At 61.1% G+C, this 19,169-nt stretch carries 8 protein-coding genes and 1 pseudogene; 5 read left to right on the forward strand and 4 right to left on the reverse strand.

Features of this window, described 5'->3' with window-relative positions; all coding sequences use genetic code 11:
• Nucleotides 1-93 precede the first annotated feature (93 nt).
• The 3 genes from EJA70_RS30200 to recQ all read right to left on the reverse strand — a co-directional run bounded on the left by EJA70_RS30200 (nt 94) and on the right by recQ (nt 4,699).
• Nucleotides 94-1,875, reverse strand: a complete 1,782-nt coding sequence (locus EJA70_RS30200) for a FimV/HubP family polar landmark protein (protein ID WP_158836244.1) — start codon at nt 1,873-1,875, stop codon at nt 94-96.
• Between the two features lie 127 nt (nt 1,876-2,002).
• Entirely contained in the window at nt 2,003-2,437 is a 435-nt protein-coding gene (locus EJA70_RS30205; RefSeq protein WP_007962151.1) for a MarR family transcriptional regulator, read from the reverse strand.
• 132 nt (nt 2,438-2,569) lie between these two features.
• The gene (recQ, locus tag EJA70_RS30210; RefSeq protein ID WP_158836246.1) at nt 2,570-4,699 is read right to left on the reverse strand and encodes a DNA helicase RecQ; all 2,130 of its coding nucleotides are present in this window, start codon (nt 4,697-4,699) and stop codon (nt 2,570-2,572) included.
• Between the two features lie 390 nt (nt 4,700-5,089).
• On the opposite strand from recQ, the gene EJA70_RS30215 reads away from it, so the two are divergent.
• The 3 genes and pseudogenes from EJA70_RS30215 to EJA70_RS30225 all read left to right on the forward strand — a co-directional run.
• Entirely contained in the window at nt 5,090-5,677 is a 588-nt protein-coding gene (locus EJA70_RS30215) for a YecA family protein (RefSeq protein ID WP_008083862.1), read from the forward strand.
• A gap of 10 nt (nt 5,678-5,687) precedes the next feature.
• Nucleotides 5,688-6,083 carry a YbaN family protein gene (locus EJA70_RS30220; RefSeq protein WP_085666732.1) on the forward strand — a complete coding sequence of 132 codons (396 nt, stop codon included), beginning with the start codon at nt 5,688-5,690 and terminating at the stop codon, nt 6,081-6,083.
• 369 nt (nt 6,084-6,452) lie between these two features.
• Nucleotides 6,453-6,806: pseudogene (locus tag EJA70_RS30225) on the forward strand (DUF6124 family protein); the annotation flags it as partial.
• A gap of 226 nt (nt 6,807-7,032) precedes the next feature.
• Here the strand turns inward: EJA70_RS30225 and EJA70_RS30230 are convergent.
• Nucleotides 7,033-14,934: a retention module-containing protein gene (locus EJA70_RS30230; protein ID WP_158836248.1), complete on the reverse strand. Its 7,902-nt coding sequence runs from the start codon at nt 14,932-14,934 to the stop codon at nt 7,033-7,035.
• Between the two features lie 533 nt (nt 14,935-15,467).
• Between EJA70_RS30230 and EJA70_RS30235 the strand changes: the two genes are divergently transcribed.
• A complete protein-coding gene (locus tag EJA70_RS30235) occupies nt 15,468-16,826 on the forward strand; it encodes a TolC family outer membrane protein (protein WP_158836250.1) in 1,359 nt (452 codons plus the stop codon).
• Between the two features lie 173 nt (nt 16,827-16,999).
• Nucleotides 17,000-19,159, forward strand: a complete 2,160-nt coding sequence (locus tag EJA70_RS30240; RefSeq protein ID WP_158836252.1) for a type I secretion system permease/ATPase — start codon at nt 17,000-17,002, stop codon at nt 19,157-19,159.
• Nucleotides 19,160-19,169 lie beyond the last annotated feature (10 nt).

Consider the following 19,169-nt stretch of genomic DNA (forward strand, 5'->3'; position numbering starts at 1 on the left):
GATCTTTTTAAGGCAAGATCAAAAGATCGCAGCCTGCGGCAGCTCCTACATTTGAACTGTAACCACAGTGCCAATGTAGGAGCGCAAAAAAACTCAGCGAATCCCCGCCAACAAGGTGCGGGCGGTTTGCTTGAGTGGCTCGTCGCCGTCCTTGAGCAGTTCGTTCAACAGCGAAATCGCGCTGTCTATGTCGCCGTCATCAATGCAATTCTGTGCCTCTTCCAGCTTTCCGGAGTGGGCCGCTTGCGGCGAATCAGGCTTCTGCAAATCCAGCGGTTCGAGTACCAGTGATGGCTGTGAATCACCGAACTCGTTGAGGAATTCATCATCCAGCGCCTGTATATCCGGCTCGGGGATCCACTCCAGCTCCGCCTCTTCACTGGCCTCGGGTTCTGGCAATTCGAAATCCTGCGGCAGAATCTGCAGATTCGAGCCAAAAGCAGACTCATCGGCAGCCGGCTGACTCGGTGTTGATCGGCTGTCCTCCAGATCCCAGCTGGAATCCATCGACAGCTCGCCCAGATTCAATTCGAAATCGTCCTCGGGCGCTGCCGGCTCTGGGGCGGGAGCGGCTTTGACGATGGGCGCGACGCTGGCAACCACTGGCGCAGCGGCCGCCAACGGCGCAACACTCAGCAACTTCGGATGACGGTCACGAATGGTCTGCAATTGCTGCTCATCGACACCCAACTGACGTAAGTGATGTTCCTGTTGTTCGTACGCCGCGCTATCACCCTGGCGCCCGAGGACTTCAAGCAATTGCACGCCAAGGTCGAGACGCTCCGGCTCCTTGTGCAAAGCGTCGCGCAGCAGCCCGACGGCCTCCCCCAGCCGTCCATACGCCAGATAAATCCCTACCGCTTCCAGCACATCGCCCGCCGCCGGCTCTTCGCGATGCTCCTCTGCGGCGTGCGCCGTCACGGCATGGCTGGTGTCAGCGTCAACCGTCTCGGGTTGATTATCGGGAGGCAGAAACGGCAGTGGCATTTCACCCGGTGTTGCCTGACGACGCCGGCGCAGGAACCATCCGCCCATCAGCACGCCCAGCAACAGCAACAATCCGCCCAGCAGCCAGCCGTTCGGCGCATCGTCAGCGGACCCAACCGGTGCAGTGACCGGCGCCGGGGCTGGCGCTGCCGGCGGCGCCTTCTGTAGCTCGATCAGTTGAGTTTGCAGTTCACCCATGTGCTTTTTGCCATCGGCGATCAGCGACTGCTGTTCCTGCAATTTTGCGTTCAACTCTTCGATGGTTTTCTGCAATTGCTGGTTGTGCAAGACACTGGCCGCCAATTGCTCACTGAGGGCAGGATCGGCGGCTGCCGCTGGCGGTGGTGGCGCCGGTGTGGCTTCGCGTTTGCCCTGCGCAGCCTGAGGCGGCGCGGTAGCGGGTTCTACAGTAGGGAAACCGGAAGATTGTGGGCGTGGATCCGGCTCGTCGGTGGCCGGCACGATACCCGGCGAACCCGGCGGGTCGATCAACACGGTGTACTCGCGCAGCAAGCGGCCGTTGGGCTGACTGAGCTGTACGAGGAAATTCAGAAAGGGTTCATTGACCGGTTTGCTGGAGGTCACGCGGATCATCTGGCGATTGCCATGCAGGATCGGCACGAACTTCAGGTCGTTGAGGAAGAACACCCGTTCGACCCCGGCCTGGCCGAACTCATCGGCCGTGGCCAGGCTCACCGAAAGATCATTTTGCGTCAGCGCGCCGACATCGACCAATGCGATTTCGGCCTTGAGCGGCTGATTGAGGGCCGAATGAACAGTAATGTCACCCAGCCCCAACGCCATCGACGCGGTCGAAAAGCCGAATATGCCAGCGACCAGTAGCCCTTTGGCGCCACCGCGCAGTACCACCTGCCAACTTGCGAGCATGAGCATCCCTTAAATAAGCAAAACCGACTTCTATGCGTTCGCACATCCGGTACGAACACGATATTGCCCAGTAGTTCTTATAGTCGGCTCAGCGCGATCTCTCAAAAAAACGGCACAGGCTTGTGCCTCAAGATTTTTCCAGGTTGGCCAGGATGTGCCCGTGCACACGCATGCACACCTTCAAATCCGCCTCGTCGACGCCCTCGAACAATTCGTGGCGCAATTGCGTGGCGATGGTTTCGATTTGTTCAATCAGCGGCAAGGCCGGGGCGCAAAGGACGATTTTTTTCGCCCGGCGGTCTTCCATCACGGACTGGCGTTGCACCAGGCCCTGGCTTTCCAGGCTGTCGAGCAAACGTGCGAGGGTCGGGCCTTCGACGCCGACGCTTTGCGCCAATTCGCGCTGGGTCGGTGCGTCTTCAAAACGTGCCAGATGCAACAGCACCAGCCAGCGCGCCTGAGACAGGCCGAGGCCGGCGAGCCGGCGGTCCAGTTCGGCGCGCCAGCCACGGGACATCTGGGCCAGTTGCATGCCAAAGCGGTGTTGATCGGTTAACGGCATAAAACACTCACGGTTAGACTGAAAATAAAGAATTTCTAATTATTAGCCAGCTAAGCATGAGCTGCAGTTATAGGCAAGAGTCGCCCTGTACTGAATCGTTACAACTGTACAGGGCTTGGCGCAAACGCCACCTCACATTTCGAATTCCGATTGCAGCGCAGCCCGCACGCAATACAGCACGCCTTCCGGCACACGACCGGCGAACAGCTCGGCGATTTCGGCGACCGACGGCAACTCGCCCTCGCCATCGAGGAACGCATCCTGCACTTCGCCCATCAGCTCCTCAGGCAAATCCAGCGCCTGTTCCAGCGACAACTGTTGCTTGCCAATCGCCTCGGCGAGCATCGTGTAGACGTTCTTTTCCGAGCACTGCAACTGACCGGCGATCTGTAACGGCGTCATGCCGGCGCGGGCCAGGGTGATCAGCTCGTGGCGTACATCGGCGACCGCTTTCGGCGCCTCGACTGCGCCGCCAAGCACTTCGAGGAAGGCCTCGCCGTAGCGCTCCAGCTTGCGTGCACCGACGCCGCTGACCGTGGCCATTTCCGCCAGCGAGGTCGGCTGGCTGCGGAGCATTTCCAGCAGCGTCGAGTCGGGGAAGATGACGTACGGCGGCACACCGTGTTCTTCGGCGAGTTTGCGCCGCAGCGCACGCAACGCTTCCCACTGTTCGCGCTCTTCGCCGCGCACCAGTTGGCTGGCCGGGCTCTTGCTGTTGCTCTTGGCGGCGACCTGCGGCTTGAGATCGCGGCGCAGTTCCAGGCTCACTTCGCCCTTGAGCAACGGCCGGCAACTGTCGTTCAGGCGCAGACCGCCGTAGCCCTCGTGATCGACATCGGCCAGCCCGCGCGCCACCAACTGCCGGAACAACGAGCGCCATTCGCTCTCGCTCAACGCCTTGCCGACGCCCCACACCGACAGGTGCTGATGGCCGAAACTGCGGATTTTTTCGTTGTCCTTGCCCAGCAGCACGTCGACCAGATGGCCGACGCCATACCGCTGGCCGGTACGGAAAATCGCCGACAACGCCTGACGTGCAGGCTCGGTCGCGTCCCAGGTCTGCACGCCATCGACGCAGTTGTCGCAATGGCCGCACGGCTCGGGCATCTCTTCGTCGAAGTACGCCAGCAGGGTCTGGCGACGGCAGCGGGTTTCCTCGCAGAGCGAGAGCATGGCGTCGAGCTTGTGCTGCTCCAGACGCTTGTGCCGTTCGTCGCCTTCGGAGTTTTGCAGCATCTGCTTGAGCATCACCACGTCTTGCAGGCCGTAGGCCATCCACGCATCCGCGGGCAGACCGTCGCGGCCGCCGCGACCGGTTTCCTGGTAATACGCTTCCAGGGATTTCGGCAGATCGAGGTGCGCGACAAAGCGTACGTTGGGCTTGTCGATGCCCATGCCGAACGCCACGGTGGCAACCATGATCAGGCCTTCCTCATTGAGGAAGCGCTTTTGGTTGAAGGCGCGCAGATCGTTGGGCAGACCGGCGTGATACGGCAGCGCCGGGAAGCCCTGCTCGCTCAAAAACGTTGCGACTTCTTCGACTTTCTTGCGCGACAGGCAATAAACGATGCCCGCGTCGCTGCGCCGCTCGGCGAGGAACGCCAGCAACTGCTTGCGCGGCTGTTCCTTGGGCACGATGCGGTAAAAAATATTCGGGCGGTCGAAGCTCGACAGGAAGCGCTCGGCGTTCTGCAGATGCAGGCGCGTGACGATTTCTTCGCGGGTACGCTTGTCGGCGGTGGCGGTCAGGGCGATACGCGGCACGTCCGGGAACAGCTCCGCCAACTGGCCCAGTTGCAGGTATTCCGGACGGAAGTCGTGGCCCCACTGCGATACACAGTGCGCTTCGTCGATGGCGAACAACGCGATGTTCAGGCCTTGCAGGAACGACAGCATGCGCGGTTGAACCAGGCGCTCGGGCGCCAGATACAACATCTTCACTTCGCCGCGTTTGATCCGCGTGGCGAGGTCGCGCTGCTGCTCGGCGCTCAATGTCGAATTCAGCGCAGCGGCGGCCACACCCAGCTCTTCGAGGGTGGCGACCTGGTCGTCCATCAACGCGATCAGTGGCGACACCACCACCGCCAGGCCCTCGCGCAGCAGCGCCGGCACCTGGAAGCACAGCGACTTGCCGCCACCGGTAGGCATCAGCACCAGCGCATCACCGCCACTGGCCACGCGCTCAATGATTGCACCCTGACGGCCACGGAAACTGTCGTAGCCGAAGATGTCCTTGAGGACGCGTTGAGCCTGTTCGAGCATAAAAACTCCAAAAATCACAAAAACATCCCTGCAAGGCTGGTTCATGACGGCCAAGGCTGCACCGCAGAATCGTAAGAACGCATTGCATGACGGCCGCAATGCGGGCAGGGAGCGCAAAACGCGGCAGTATACCCGAGCCCTCCCCTGCACAGGGCGCCGCTTATACCTTCGAATCCAGTCACGCCCGGTAGGAGCTGCCGCAGGCTGCGATCTTTTGATCTGGATCTTGATGCTGATCTTTAAAAAAATAAAATCAAAAGATCGCAGCCTTCGGCAGCTCCTACAGGGGATATGCAGGGCGCAGCCGGGTGAATCTGCCGTGCGGCTGGCTTGAGAGCGCAAGAAGGCCTAGAATTCCCGCATTGTTTATTCCCCCAAGGTAGCCCCGTAATGTCCTTCGCTGAGCAACTGACCCGCCTGCAAGTTTTCCTCGATGCCGACGAGCTGCATGACGAGGCGCTGGATTACGTGGCCGCGCACGGTTACCTGACCGCGCTGTCGATCTGTGCCGAAGACGTACCAGAGCGTGAGTGGATCGACGCCCTGTTCGCCGAAGAGCCGCATTACGCCGATGACGCCCAGCGCGCAGAAATCGAAGCCACGCTGATCGGCCTCAAGGCGCACATCGCCCGTCAACTGGCCTCCGATGAAGAGTTCGAGCTGCCATGCGATCTGGATCTGGGCGAAGAGCCGGATGATTCCGAACTGCGCGGCTGGTGCATCGGTTTCATGGAAGGCGTGTTCCTGCGCGAAGAAGCCTGGTTCGAAACCGCTGAAGATGAAGTCAGCGAAATGCTCCTGCCGATCATGGTCGGTTCGGGCCTGTTCGACGAACAGCCAGAGTTCGAAGACATCGCCAAGGACGCCAACCTGATGGACGACATGATCGTGCAGATCCCGGAAGCCCTGACCGCCCTGTACCTGCTGTGCCAGGCGCCCGACGAAAAACCGGCGATCCTCAAGCCACGTCACCACTAAGGTCCGGCCTATGGACAATCCCATAGGCAACCGCTCCCTGATGTTGCGCTACATCCTGCTGGCCATCGGCTGGCTCAGCGTGGCATTGGGGGTGATCGGTATCTTCCTGCCCGTCCTGCCCACCACCCCTTTCCTTCTGCTCGCAGCGGCCTGCTTCGCGCGCAGCTCCCCGCGTTTCTATCAATGGCTGGTCGAGCATCCAAGGCTCGGGCCATGGATTCGTGACTACCTCGATGGCAACGGCATTCCGCTCAAGGGCAAGGTCTATGCGATCGGCCTGATGTGGGCGAGCATTCTGTTCTCGTGCTATCTGGTGCCACTGCCGTGGGCGCGGGGGTTTATGTTGACGAGTGCGGTGTTGGTGACGGTTTATATTTTGCGGCAGAAGACCTTGCGCAAATCCTGATCCTCCTTGTCTCCAAACAGAATTGTTTAAAAGACACCTCCAGACACGCCTTACAGGCTACACATCCTTGCGCCTTTGCCTACAGCTAAGCCAGAATCCGCCGGCTTGTGCGCCTTGGGGGCGGGATCTATTGTTGGTCGGTCGCTGACTCATTCAGCGATCGGGTTTAGCGACCCGAATCTGTGTAGGCGCACCAGCGCTCCAAAACTCATTGCAAACGATCTGTCTGCAGTTGATGTCATGGCGGCTGTGCGTGGGAGACCTTCGGGTCTGCCGGGCGCCTACACCCGGTTCGCTAACCTGCGTCCAGCCGCCACCTTTTCTTGTTTAGCGACAGGTTTTGGTGGCCTCACCTGTAGGAGCTTCACCATGATCAAACCAACACCCAACCCGCCCGAAACCGATCTCGCCTCACCCTACGAATCCCTCGATTCAAAAAAGCTCAACGACGCCGCCGAGCGCGCCCTCGACCACTATCTCTGTCCACCCGGTTCAACCCCACCGCCGCGAAAAACCCGCCGGATGTACGCCGTGACCGCAGACTTCAAAAACGAAGAACTGCTGGCCGATGCCATCGAAACACTCGCCTCAGCCAGAACCATCGCTCATGACTTCGCCCACCTCATACCCGCGTCGCAGCGCAGGACGCTGTTGGGGATTGCGCAACTGATCATGCTCGGGGAGCTGGCGGTGAATCGGGTGATGGATAATCTGGAGTTGCCGCAGTTGGCCAGACAACCGATCGTTCCCACGCTCTGCGTGGGAATGCCTCTTCGGACGCTCTGCGTTCGGCTCTGGAGGGGACGCGGAGCGTCCCGGGCTGCATTCCCACGCAGAGAGTGGGAACGATCACGAATGAGCAACGCCATACCATCAGACAGAAAAAACCCGCCGTCCCCATCAACCGGGACGGCGGGTTTTGTCGTTTCAGGCCCGAATCAAAAGCCGCTTACACGGTATCCACCTTCAACGAATGATCATTCAGCATCCCGCTGATGATCGTCGCCGTGTCGTGCCCGCTGGCGATCATCCCGCCCGCCCCCGGAGTCACGCCGTAGTGGCTGGCGAGGTTGACGCCGGCGAGGTCGATGGTCTGGTTCGGCGTGGCGCCGGCCATGGCGCTGACATCGATGCTGGTAAGGACAGAGGCGCCGGTGCCGGTGACGGTGAAGTGCAGGTAGTCGTCCAGCGACGCCGTGGTGCCGTTTTCGCCTTGCAGCAATTGCGACAGATCGAGCTTGTCGGTGCCGGGGGTGAAGTCGGTGATCAAGTCATGGCCACTGTTGCCCTTGAGCCACTGGAAGGTGTCAGCGCCAGGCCCACCGGTCAGGGTGTTGTTGCCCATGCCGCCGATCAACAGATCGTCACCGCCGCCACCGTTGAGGATGTCGTTGCCCAGCCCGCCGTTGATCACGTTGTTATTGTTGTCGCCGGTCAGGGTGTCGTTGAAGTTCGAGCCGACGAGGTTTTCGATACCGGTCAGGGTATCCGTGCCAGCGCCAAGGGTGTTTTGCGCACCGAGCAGGCCGAGGTTTACCGTCACACCGGCTGTGGCGTGGGCGTAACTCGCGGTGTCGATACCGCTGCCGCCGTCGAGCAGGTCATTGCCCGGGCCGCTGTAGAGCAGGTCGTTACCGGCGCCGCCGTGCAGCTCGTTGTTGCCTGAGCCTGCGGTCAATACATCATTGCCGTCGCCAGCGTTGAGGATGTTGTCGCCGGTGCCGGCCACCAACACGTCGTCACCTGAAGTGCCAGTGAGGGTGTGCCCGTCCTGATAGCTGATGCTGACGTTGGCCGTGTCGCTGCCGCCATGGTTGTCGTTGGCGGTGTAACTGCCATGGAAGTCCGGGGTGATGTCGTGCGCCCCGGCGTAGTTGAGGGTCATGGTCAGCTGGTAGTTTTCCGCCGCGTTGGCATTGCCGCCCGAGGTGTTGGTGATGTTGGTGATGTGGATCTGATAGACGCCATCGGCCGATGCGGTCAGGGTTTGCCCGTCCGCGAGGGCGATGTAGGCGCCGCCGTTGATCGAGTACTCCATGGTGACGTGACCGGCCGCCAGGTTGTGGTCAAGGTTGAGAGTTTCGCCCTGGCGCAGGTTCACGGTGATGCGGTCTTCATCGTTGGCGTTGCTGTTGGTCACAGCGCCGAGGTAACCGCTGACCACCAGTACGGCGGTCATCGTCGCGGCGTTGGCACTGAACGAGTTGCGCACGTTGGCGAGGTTCTGGTTGGCGGCGGTATTGACGTTAGTGCCGGTGAAGTTGATCGCGCCGGTGCCGGTGAAGTCCGCCGCTTTCGAGATCCAGCCAGTGTTGAAACTGGTCGGAGTGGCATTGAGCGTGTCGCCGTTGGGATCAGTGTCGTTGGCCAACAGCAGCTCACCCGGCACGACGATGTTGCCCGACAGCACGTTGGTGATGACGTGATCGTCTGCCGCCACCGGAGGCGCGTTGGGGATCACTTTTACGGTCAGCGTCGAGCTGGCGAGGTCGCCGTCATTGTCGCTGACGGTGAAACCGATGTTCTCGGTGATCACCACGGCGGTGGTTTTCTGCGAGGTGTAGGTGTACTCGCCGCTGTCGAGATTGATCAGCAGTGTGCCGCCATTGTTGGTAGCAATGCTCAGCGTGTTGTTCACGGTGTTGAACGTACCGTGATTGGTACTGCCGCTCGGCGTCAGCGAGCCTTGGCCGCCGAGGGCTTTTGGATCGTAGGTGTAGGTGGTGCCGTCGATCACGATGGATTTGATGAAGCCGCCGTCGGCGCCGAACGTACCGCCCTCGCCCAGCAACGAACCGGTGACCGGTGCGCCGACCACAGTGCCGGACAGCACTGAGTTGAGCTGGTTGAGGTCGGTGACCACCACCGCGTTGGTGTTGGTGTGACTGATGCCGTCATAGGCCAGTGGGTCGAGGTTGGCGTTGCTCACGCCACTGCCGAGGCCGATCGCGTAGTTTTTGATGTTGTTGGCATCGAGGAAGTTTTTCAGCGCGGCTTCGTCAGCGGCATTGATGTCGCCCTCGTTGGGTTTGCCGTCGGAGAAGAAGTAACCGACGTTCTGCGCCCCGGTGAGTTTGCCCGAGGTGTTGAACGCGGTTTGCATCACCGCCACGGCGGCGTCGTAGTTGGTGCCACCGCCCGCCGTCAAACCGGCGAGAATCGTCTTCGCTGTCGCCACATCGACCCACACCGTGGTTCGGTCAGTGGCGTTGCTGCTGAAGGTGACCAGTTGCACTTTCACATCGCCGAGGTCGTCGTACTTGTCGAGCAAGGCGCTGATCGCCTGCTTGGCCAGCGCCAGCCGCGACAGGCCCGGCACGCCGGAGGCGTCGGCCATACTGCCGGAGATGTCGAGGACGATGAGCAGGTTGGAATCGATCTCCACCGCTGCCACTGAACGGTCCGAAGCCACGGCTTTCGGCACGTCGTCAACGATGTTGACCACGAGGGTGCTGGTGGTGCTGTTGCCCAGTGCATCGGTGGCTTTGTAGGTAAAGCTTTCGCTCAGGGTGTTCGCCCCGTCGTTGGCGTTCGGCGTGGTTTTCGGCGCCGAGGTCAGCGTGTAGGTGTAGGTGCCGTCGGCGTTGAGCTGGATCTGCCCATAGGTGCCGGTGGCGCTGCCGACCAGGGTGTAGGTGATCGCGCCACTGCCGCCGGTGACCGCGCCAACCAGTGTGCCCGTTGCGGTTTCGCCAGTGTTGGTCGGGTCGCTGCCGGTGACCGTACCGGGCGCCAGATCGGCGCCGTCCTTGGTCAGATCGAGGGCTTTTTCATACACCGTCACGTCCTGATCGACCGAGGCCACCAGTTTGCTGTCGGCAACATTGATGGTGATGGTCGTGGTGCTTTCATCGCCGTCACTGTCGCGAATGGTGTAGGTGAACGTATCGGTGGCGCCCGGAGGGCTCACCGAGTTCGGGTTGCTGTGGTAGACGGCGTTGCCCAAGGCATCGAGGGTCAGGTAGCCGAAGTTACCGTTGATGTTGCTGTTGAGGCCGCCCACCGCAGAGGTCCCGGTGTTGCTGCCGGCGCGCACGCCGACCACCGCTCCGCCCGCCGCCGCGCCATCCGCACCGGTAACGTCGTTGCCCAGCACGCTGATGTTGACCGTACCGCCTTCAGCCACCGACCCGGTATCCGCTTTGGCCGTCGGCAAGTCATCGATGATGTTGACGTTGATCTGACCCGTGGCGGTGCTGCCATCGGTGTCGGTCGCCACCACGTTGAAGTTCTCGGTGAGGCTGTTGGCGCCGTTGCCGTTCGGGTGCGTTTCGTTATCGACCAAGGTGTAGCTGTAACTGACCACGCCGGTCGTCGCGTTGTAGCCGGTGATGGTGAACGTGCTGCCCAAGGGCGAAACGATCGACTGCGGGAAGCCTGCCGCCACACCGCCGGTCACCACGGCAATACCGCCGACGGTGAGGGTTTGCAGGCCATCCAGCGCGGTCACGGTGAACGTGCCGCTCTGGGTCAGCGCCGGCGTGTCGGGGCTGGTGCCGTCGCTGAGATTTTTCTCGTAGACCGTGAGTTCGCCGCCGTTGACGTCGAGGCCGTTGAGCACCACCGGATCGTCATTGTTGTGGATGTTCAGCACCAGGTTGGCGGTGCTGGTGTCGCCATCGGCATCGGTCAGGGTGTAGTTGAACGTCTCGGTGCCGTTGCCGCCGCCGTGCAGATTTTTGAAGTCGGCATCGTTGGGGTTCAGCGTGTAGGTGTAGGTCCCGTTGGCGTTGAGCACCAGCGTGCCGTAGGTCCCGGTGAACGTACCGGCGGTGATCGGCCCGGCATTCGGCCCGGTCGCCACCACATCCGCGCCTTGCACGTCGTTGGTCAGCACGTTGCCGGTCAGGGTCAACTGGGTTTCCGAAGCGCTGGTGGCGTTGCTGTCGTTCACGGCTTTAGGCACGTCATCGACGATGCTGACGACGATGGTGCTGGTGACAATGTTGCCCAGCGAATCGGTGGCTTGATAAGTGAAGGTTTCAGTCAGGGTGTTGGCACCGTCGTCGGCATGCGGCGTGGTGCTCGCTGGCGACGTCAAGGTGTAGGTGTAAGTGCCGTTGGGGTTGAGGACGATCTGCCCGTAATTGCCGGTGGCACTGCCGACCAGCGCATAGCTGATCGCGCCGACCGCACCGGTGACCGAACCGACCAGCGTGCCGGACGCGGTTTCGCCAGTGCTGGTCGGGTCGCTGCCGATGACCGTACCCGGCGCCAGGTCGGCGCCATCCTTGGTCAGGTCGAGGGCTTTCTCATACACCGTGACATCGGTGTCGCTGGTCGCGCTCAGCTTGCTGTTGGATACATCGATGGTAATGGTCGTGGTGCTTTCGTCGCCATCGGAATCGCGCACGGTGTAGGTGAACACATCCACTGCGCCCGGGCCATTCACGGTATTCGGATTGCTGTGGTAGACGGCGTTGCCGTTGGCGTCGAGCGTCAGGTAACCGTAAGTGCCGTTGATGTTGCTGTTGAGGCCGCCAATGGCCGAGGTCGAGGTGTCGGAGCCGGCACGCACGCCAACCACTGCACCGGTGACGGCCGGGCCATCCGCGCCGCCAATGTCGTTGTCCAGCACGTTGCCGCTGACGGTGCCGCCCTCCGCCACCGACGCCGCATCAGGGTGTGCGCTCGGCAAGTCATCGACGATGTTGACGTTGATCTGGCCGCTGGCGGTGCTGCCATCGGTATCGGTGGCGACGACGTTGAAGTTCTCGGTGATGCTGTTGGCGCCGTTGCCGGTTGGGTGCGCATCGTTATGGTCAAGGGTGTAGCTGTAGCTGACGACCCCAGTGGTGGGGTCATAGCCGGTGATGGTCAACGTGCTGCCGAGTGGCGTGACAATCGACTGCGGGAAACCCGCGGCAACGCCACCGGTGACCACGTTGACGCCGCCCACGGTCAGGGTTTGTAGGCCGTCGAGCGCGGTGACGGTGAAGGTGCCGCTCTGTGTCAGCGCCGGAGCCTCGGGGCTGGTGCCGTCGCTGAGGTTTTTCTCGTAGACGGTGAGTTCGCCACCGTTGACGTCGAGACCGTTGAGAGTCACCGGATCGTCGTTGTTGTGGATCTGCAGAACCAGGTTGGCGGTACTGGTATCGCCGTCGGAATCGGTAATGGTGTAGGTGAAGGTTTCTGTGCCGTTGCCGCCACCGTGGAGGTTTTTGAAATCGGCGTCGTTGGTGTTCAACGTGTAGGTGTAAGTGCCGTTGGCGTTGAGCACCAGCGTGCCGTAAGTCCCGGTGAATGTGCCGGCGGTAATCGGGCCAGCGTTAGGGCCGGTCGGCACGCGGTCGGCGCCCTGCACATCGTTGTCGAGGACGTTGCCGACTAACGTGAGTTGCGATTCTGATGCGGTGCCGGTGTTGCTGTCATTCACGCCTTTTGGCAGGTCGTCGATGATGTTCACATCGAGGGTCGCATTGGCGGTGGTGCCGTTGTCATCGACCACAGTGACGGCGAACTGCTCAGGCAGACTATTCGCACCGTTAGCCGTCGGATGCGCGTCGTTGTGATCGAGGGTGTAGCTGTAACTCACCACGCCGGTGGTGGCGTTGAAACCGGTGATCGTCAATGTGCTGCCCAGCGGCGTAGTCACCGATTGCGGGAAACCTGCGGCCACGCCATTGGTGACTACGGCAATGCCACCGATAGTCAGAGTGGTGACGCCGTCCAGCGCGGTGATGGTGAACGTGCCGCTTTGGGTCAGCGCGGTGGCATCCGGCGCGCTGCCGGTGCTGAGGTTTTTCTCGTAAACGGTGAGTTCGCCGCCATTCACATCGAGGCCGCTGATGACCACCGGATCGTCGTTGTTGTGAATTTGCAGCACGAGATTCGCGGTACTGGTATCACCGTCGGAATCGTTGATGGTGTAGGTGAAAGTTTCAGTGCCGTTGCCACCACCATGGAGATTTTTGAAGTCAGCATCGTTCGGGTTCACGGTGTAGGTGTAAGTGCCGTTGGCGTTCAGCACCAAGGTGCCGTAAGTGCCGGTGAAAGTGCCGGCGGTAATCGGCCCGGCATTTGGGCCGGTTGGCACGCGGTCAGCGCCTTGCACATCGTTGTCGAGGACGTTGCCGACTAGCGTGAGTTGCGTTTCCGATGCGGTGCCGGTGTTGCTGTCGTTCACGCCTTTTGGCAGGTCGTCGATGATGTTTACATCGAGGGTTGCGTTGGCGGTGGTGCCGTTGTCATCGACCACAGTGACGGCGAACTGCTCAGGCAGATTGTTCGCGCCGTTGGCCGTCGGATGCGCGTCGTTGTGATCGAGGGTGTAGCTGTAACTCACCACGCCAGTGGTGGCGTTGAAGCCGGTGATGGTCAGCGTGCTGCCCAACGGTGTTGTCACCGATTGCGGGAAACCTGCGGCGACACCATTAGTAACCACGGCAATACCGCCAACAGTCAGCGTGGTGACGCCGTCCAGCGCGGTGATGGTGAACGTCCCGTTTTGCGTCAGCGCCGCCGAATCAGGAGAGCTGCCCAGTGCCAGGTTCTTCTCGAAGACCGTGAGTTCACCACCCTCGACGTTCAAGCCGTTGATGATCACCGGGTCGTCGTTGTTGTGGACCTGCAAGACCAGATTCGCCGTGCTTTTGTCGCCATCGGAATCGGTGATGGTGTAGCTGAAGGTTTCAGTGCCGCTGCCGCCACCGTGCAGGGCTTTGAAGTCTGCATCACCGGTATTCAGGGTGTAGGTGTATGTGCCGTTGGCGTTCAACACCAATGTGCCGTAAGTCCCGGTGAATGTGCCGGCGGTGACTGGCCCGCTCGGCACGCGGTCGGCACCCTGTACGTCATTGCTGAGAACATTGCCGGTCAATGTCAGCAAGGTTTCCGACGCAGTTGTGCTGTTGCTGTCGTTCACCGCTCTGGGCACGTCGTCGATGATGTTGACGTCCAGCGAGCCGGTGGCGCTGTCGCCATTGCTGTCGCCGGCCGTCACGGTGAAATGTTCGCTGAGGCTGTTGGTGCCGTCACCGGCCGGATGCGCGTCGTTGCCGTTGAGCGTGTAGCTGTAGCTGACCACGCCAGTGCTCGCGTTATAACCGGTGATGGTCAGGGTGTTGCCCAATTGCGTAATCACCGACTGCGGAAAGCCTGCGGTCACGCCGCCGCTGATCACGTTGATACCACCGATGTTCAGGCTGTTCAGACCATCCGGTGCCGTCACGGTAAAGCTGCCGCTCTGCGTCAGCGCGCCAGGATTGGCTGCCGAGCCGGCAGGCAGATTGGCTTCGTTGAGGGTCAGTTCACCCCCGGGCACAGCGAGGCCGCTGAGGGTCACGATGTTATTGACGGGGGGCACGATTACCGGCACCGGCGTGTTATCACCGTTGTCGATGACCACGTTGTGGCGTTCTTCAGGAAACTCGGGAATACCGCCGAACCCGGCAGTGGGGAACCCGATGATCGGGTCAACCCGGCCGCCAACTTCTGTCAGCAGAACAAAACTGTGGCCGCCGCCCAGCTCACCCGGCGCGCCGCCCGGTGCATTGGGACCGGCGGCAGTCGCTTCGGCGGTTTTGGTCGGGTCGTCACCGGCGGCGATGGCTTTCTGGATCTGCTCGACGTCGGTCATCTGGGCTTCGCTCGGCGTCACCACCTCTGGCGCATTCACGTGGCCCGCCTGATCAGCGAGCAATTGCCCGGTCATGGTCAGGCTGCTGTCGCGACCGAGAGTGAGTTCCTGGCCGTTTTGCAGATGGACGGCAACGGCGCCTTCGGCCCCGGTGATCAGTTGATCGCCGGCATACAGGCGATCCCCTTCAACCAGTGCGCGTTTGCTGCCGTCGGCGGCCTGGGCGAATACCTGACCAATGACTTTAGTGACTGTACCGATGAGCGTTGCCATGTGAATTCCTCCGCTGCTGACCACCGTCAGCACTGGTTCGCGAAGCAGCCCATGGCTCAATCGGGTTGCCGGGGGCGACGCTCGCACCCTCGACAGTTCGTTTCGCGGGGGTTATTTGAAGAGAAATCCAAGCGCTATCAAGCACTTGCACCGCCCGTTTCAAACAGCCCGCCCACTAACGCTACGTAACGGCGGTGAATCACCCGAGTGACAAAAATCTGTCGCTCATCAGCCGCTACGCGTCCCTCCCCTTCAGCAGTACTTCGCCGTATGTCGCAAAGTGAGTGGAACTTTCCTCAAGCCTTTTTGAGCTCCCTAAAGCGCATAAAACAAAGGCTTTCGTGCTGAACAATGTGCCGGATTTTACAAAGCGCATAAGTTTTTTTCGGCATAAGCCTTATGAAAAATTTTTCTTAGCTACGCTCTAGGATGTTCTTAGCTCTGTTGTTACAAGAGTGAAACGCTTAGACCTAAAAATATCGTCAAATATTTGGCGACAGTAACACACCATCAGGACTCAGGGAGATGCACCCATGCGCGTTCTAACCCCCCTCTGCAGCGCGGTTTTGCTGGCCATGGCTTGCACTTCTCAAGCCCAGGCGATGAACCTCACCGAGGCGATCCAAAGCACCATCGCCACCCACCCGGAACTGGCCTCGCGCGTGGACGCCCGCCTGTCGGCAGATGAACAAGTCAAAGTCGCCAAGGGCGGCTTCTATCCGTCCGTCGATTTGAACGCCGCGTATGGTCGCGGCTACAGCGACAACACCAACACCCGCGCCTTCGGCAATCACGACACGCGAATTCTCAATTACACCCAGTCCGAGCTGCGCCTGCGGCAGATGCTGTTCGACGGTTTCAACACCGCCAACGAGGTCGAGCGCACCAAAGGCGTGTCGAACTCACGCGCGTACTACGCGCAAGGCACTGCCCAGGATCTGGCCCTGCGCACCATCGAGGTCTACCTCGAAGTGCTCAAACGTCGCGAACTGGTGACCCTGGCCCGCAACAACCTGCAGGCGCACTTGCGCGTCAACGATCAGATTGGCCTGCGCACCGAGCGAGGTGTTGGCAGCACCGCCGACTCCGATCAATCGGTCGCCCGTAAAGCGCTGGCGCAGAACAACCTCGACACCGCCGAAGTCGACCTGTCTGACGCCGAAGCCAACTTCTACAGCGTGGTCGGGCGCATGCCCGATGAGCTGGAAACGCCAGCCTCGACCCGCGGCGAACTGCCGACCGAATTGCGTGAAGCGCAACAGAGCATGGTCGACAACAACCCGTATCTGAAGTCCGCCCAGGCTGACGTGCAATCGGCGGAGAGCCAGTACGAAGTCGCCAAATCACCGTTCTACCCGCGCTTCGATGCCGAAGCAGCGGTCGGTGCGAACAATAACGTGCAAGGCGATGAAGGCCACGACAACGAATGGCGCGTGGGTGTGGTGATGAACTACAACCTGTTCCGGGGCGGCAGCGACAAGGCGCGCCTGGCCTCCGATGCGCACCAGATCAATCAGGCGATGGACATCCGCAACAACGCCCTGCGTCAGCTCAACGAGAACATTCGTCTAGCCTGGAACGCCATGGTCAACGCGAAGAAACAGACCCCGACCGCCCGCGAATACGCCGAAACCACCAAGCGTGTACGCGCCGCCTATCAGGATCAGTTCGGCCTTGGCCAACGCACCCTGCTCGACTTGCTCGACAGTGAAAACGAGCTGTACAACGCCAATCGTCGCTACACCGAAATCCGCTACACCGAGGAATATTCGATGTACCGCGTGCTGGCGAACATGGGCCAGTTGCTGAGCAAACAACGGGTGGTACTGCCGGCCGATGCGATCGCGTCCAGCGAAGTCAAAAACGAAGCCCGCCTGCCCGAGCTGAAATAACCAACTCCCTGTAGGAGCTGCCGCAGGCTGCGATCTTTTGACGTTGTTGTTTACGATCAAGATCAAAAGATCGCAGCCTGCGGCAGCTCCTACACGTGATTGGGGTGATAGACGATCAAGCGTTCCGTTCAGTTTTGTGTAGCCAGTGCCACCGTTTCACGGGAGCGATCAATATGACCAGCATGGAACCCGGCCACACCGGGATCGATCCGCGGCTGAGCTTCGATGATCCGTTACTCGACGGTCTGTTGATCCTCTGCAAACTGCATGGCGCGACGGTCAGCCGTGCCAGCCTGAGTGCCGGGCTACCGCTGAACAAACAACGCCTGAGCCTGGACCTGCTGCCGCGCGCCGCCGCCCGGGCCGGGTTGCAGGCGCGCATTCTGCGCCGTGATCTGAAAGATATTTCACCGCTCAATCTGCCGATCCTGTTGTTGCTCAACGACGGCCGCACCGCCGTGTTGCGGCGTTTCGGCGACGACGGCAAAGCGCTGATCCTGCCCAGCGAAGCCGATGGCGGCGAGCAATGGGTCAGCCGTGAAGAACTCACTGAGCACTACAGTGGCCAGGCCCTGTTTGCCCGTCCACGCCATGAACTCGAAGACCTCCGTTCACCGCTGGTGCCGCGTGTGCACGCGTGGTTTCGCGACACATTGAAGCTGTCGAAATGGCTGTACAGCGATGCCATTCTCGCCAGTTTCCTGATCAACCTGCTAGGCCTGATGGTGCCGCTGTTCGTCATGCAGACGTATGACCGCGTGGTGCCGAACCAGGCGACGTCGACCCTGTGGGTGCTGTCGATCGGGCTGCTGATCGGCACCGGTTTCGAACTGGTGCTGCGGGTGGTGCGCGCGCACTTGCTGGACACCGCCGGCAAGAAAACCGATGTGATCCTTTCCGCGACGCTGTTCGAGCGCATCACCGGCATGTCGATGAAGGCACGGCCGGCGACCATCGGCGGTTTCGCCCAGAGCATTCATGACTTCCAGGGACTGCGCGAATTTCTCACCGCCGTCACCTTGACCAGCCTGATCGACCTGCCTTTCGTGGTGCTGATGCTGGTGGTGATCGGATTGCTTGGAGGCTGGCTGGTGGTGATTCCGCTGCTGGCGTTTCCGATCACCATCATCTTCGCCCTGGCGATCCAGGTGCGCCTGCGCGACACCGTGCAGAAAAGCCTGAGCCTCGGTGCCGAACGTCAGGCGGTGTTGATCGAAACCCTCGGTGGCCTGGAAACCCTCAAGGCCTGCAGCGCCGAAAGCGAGCGCCAGCACAAATGGGAAAGCACCCACGGCGCTCTCACCCGACTCGACAGCCATGCGCGCAATCTTTCGGCGCTGGCTACCAACGGCACGCTGTTCATTCAGCAATTCTCGGGGATGGCGACGATTGTTGCCGGGGTCTACAGCATCATCGCTGGTAACCTCAGCGTCGGTGCGCTGGTCGCCAGTTACATGCTCGGCAGCCGCGTGCTTGCGCCGCTGGGGCAGATCGCCGGGCTGATCACCCGTTATCAGCAAGCACAACTGACCATGAAAAGCACCGACGCGCTGATGTCGTTGCCGCAGGAGCGCGACGGCAAACAGCGGCCGCTGGAACGCACGCAACTGCAAGGCGCGCTGGACGTCAGTGGCGTGACGTTCCATTACAACGGGCAGAATGCGCCGGCGCTGAGCAATGTCAGTTTCAGCCTGAAACCCGGTGAACGGGTCGGCATCATCGGCCGTAGCGGCTCGGGCAAAAGTACCCTGGCGCGGTTGGTAATGGGCTTTTATGAACCGGAAGAAGGCCAGTTGCTGCTCGACGGCCTCGACCTGCGCCAACTGGACGTCGCCGACCTGCGCCAGCAGATCGGTTACGTCGCCCATGACCTGCCGCTGCTGGCCGGCAGCCTGCGTGACAACCTCACCCTCGGCGCGCGGTATATCAGCGATTCACGGATGCTTGAAGTGGCTGAGCTGACCGGCGTCACCGAGCTTGCCCGCCAGCATCCACAAGGCTTCGACCGGCCGGTTGGCGAGCGCGGGCAATTGCTCTCCGGCGGCCAGCGTCAGGCGGTGTTGCTCGCACGATCCTTGTTGCTCGATCCGCCGATCATGCTGCTCGACGAACCCACCAGCGCCATGGACAACAGCAGCGAAGACCAACTGCGGCAGAAGCTGCACGAATGGGTCCAGGGCAAAACCCTGCTGCTGGTCACCCACCGTACCTCGATGCTCAGCCTGGTGGACCGGCTGCTGGTACTGGACAACGGCCGGGTTGTCGCCGACGGCCCAAAAGAAGCGGTCATCGATGCACTGCGCAAGGGCCGCGTCGGCTCGGCGGCGGTGTAGATGCTGACCC

The organism is Pseudomonas sp. PB103, from assembly GCF_009764635.1.
Lineage (GTDB): Bacteria > Pseudomonadota > Gammaproteobacteria > Pseudomonadales > Pseudomonadaceae > Aquipseudomonas.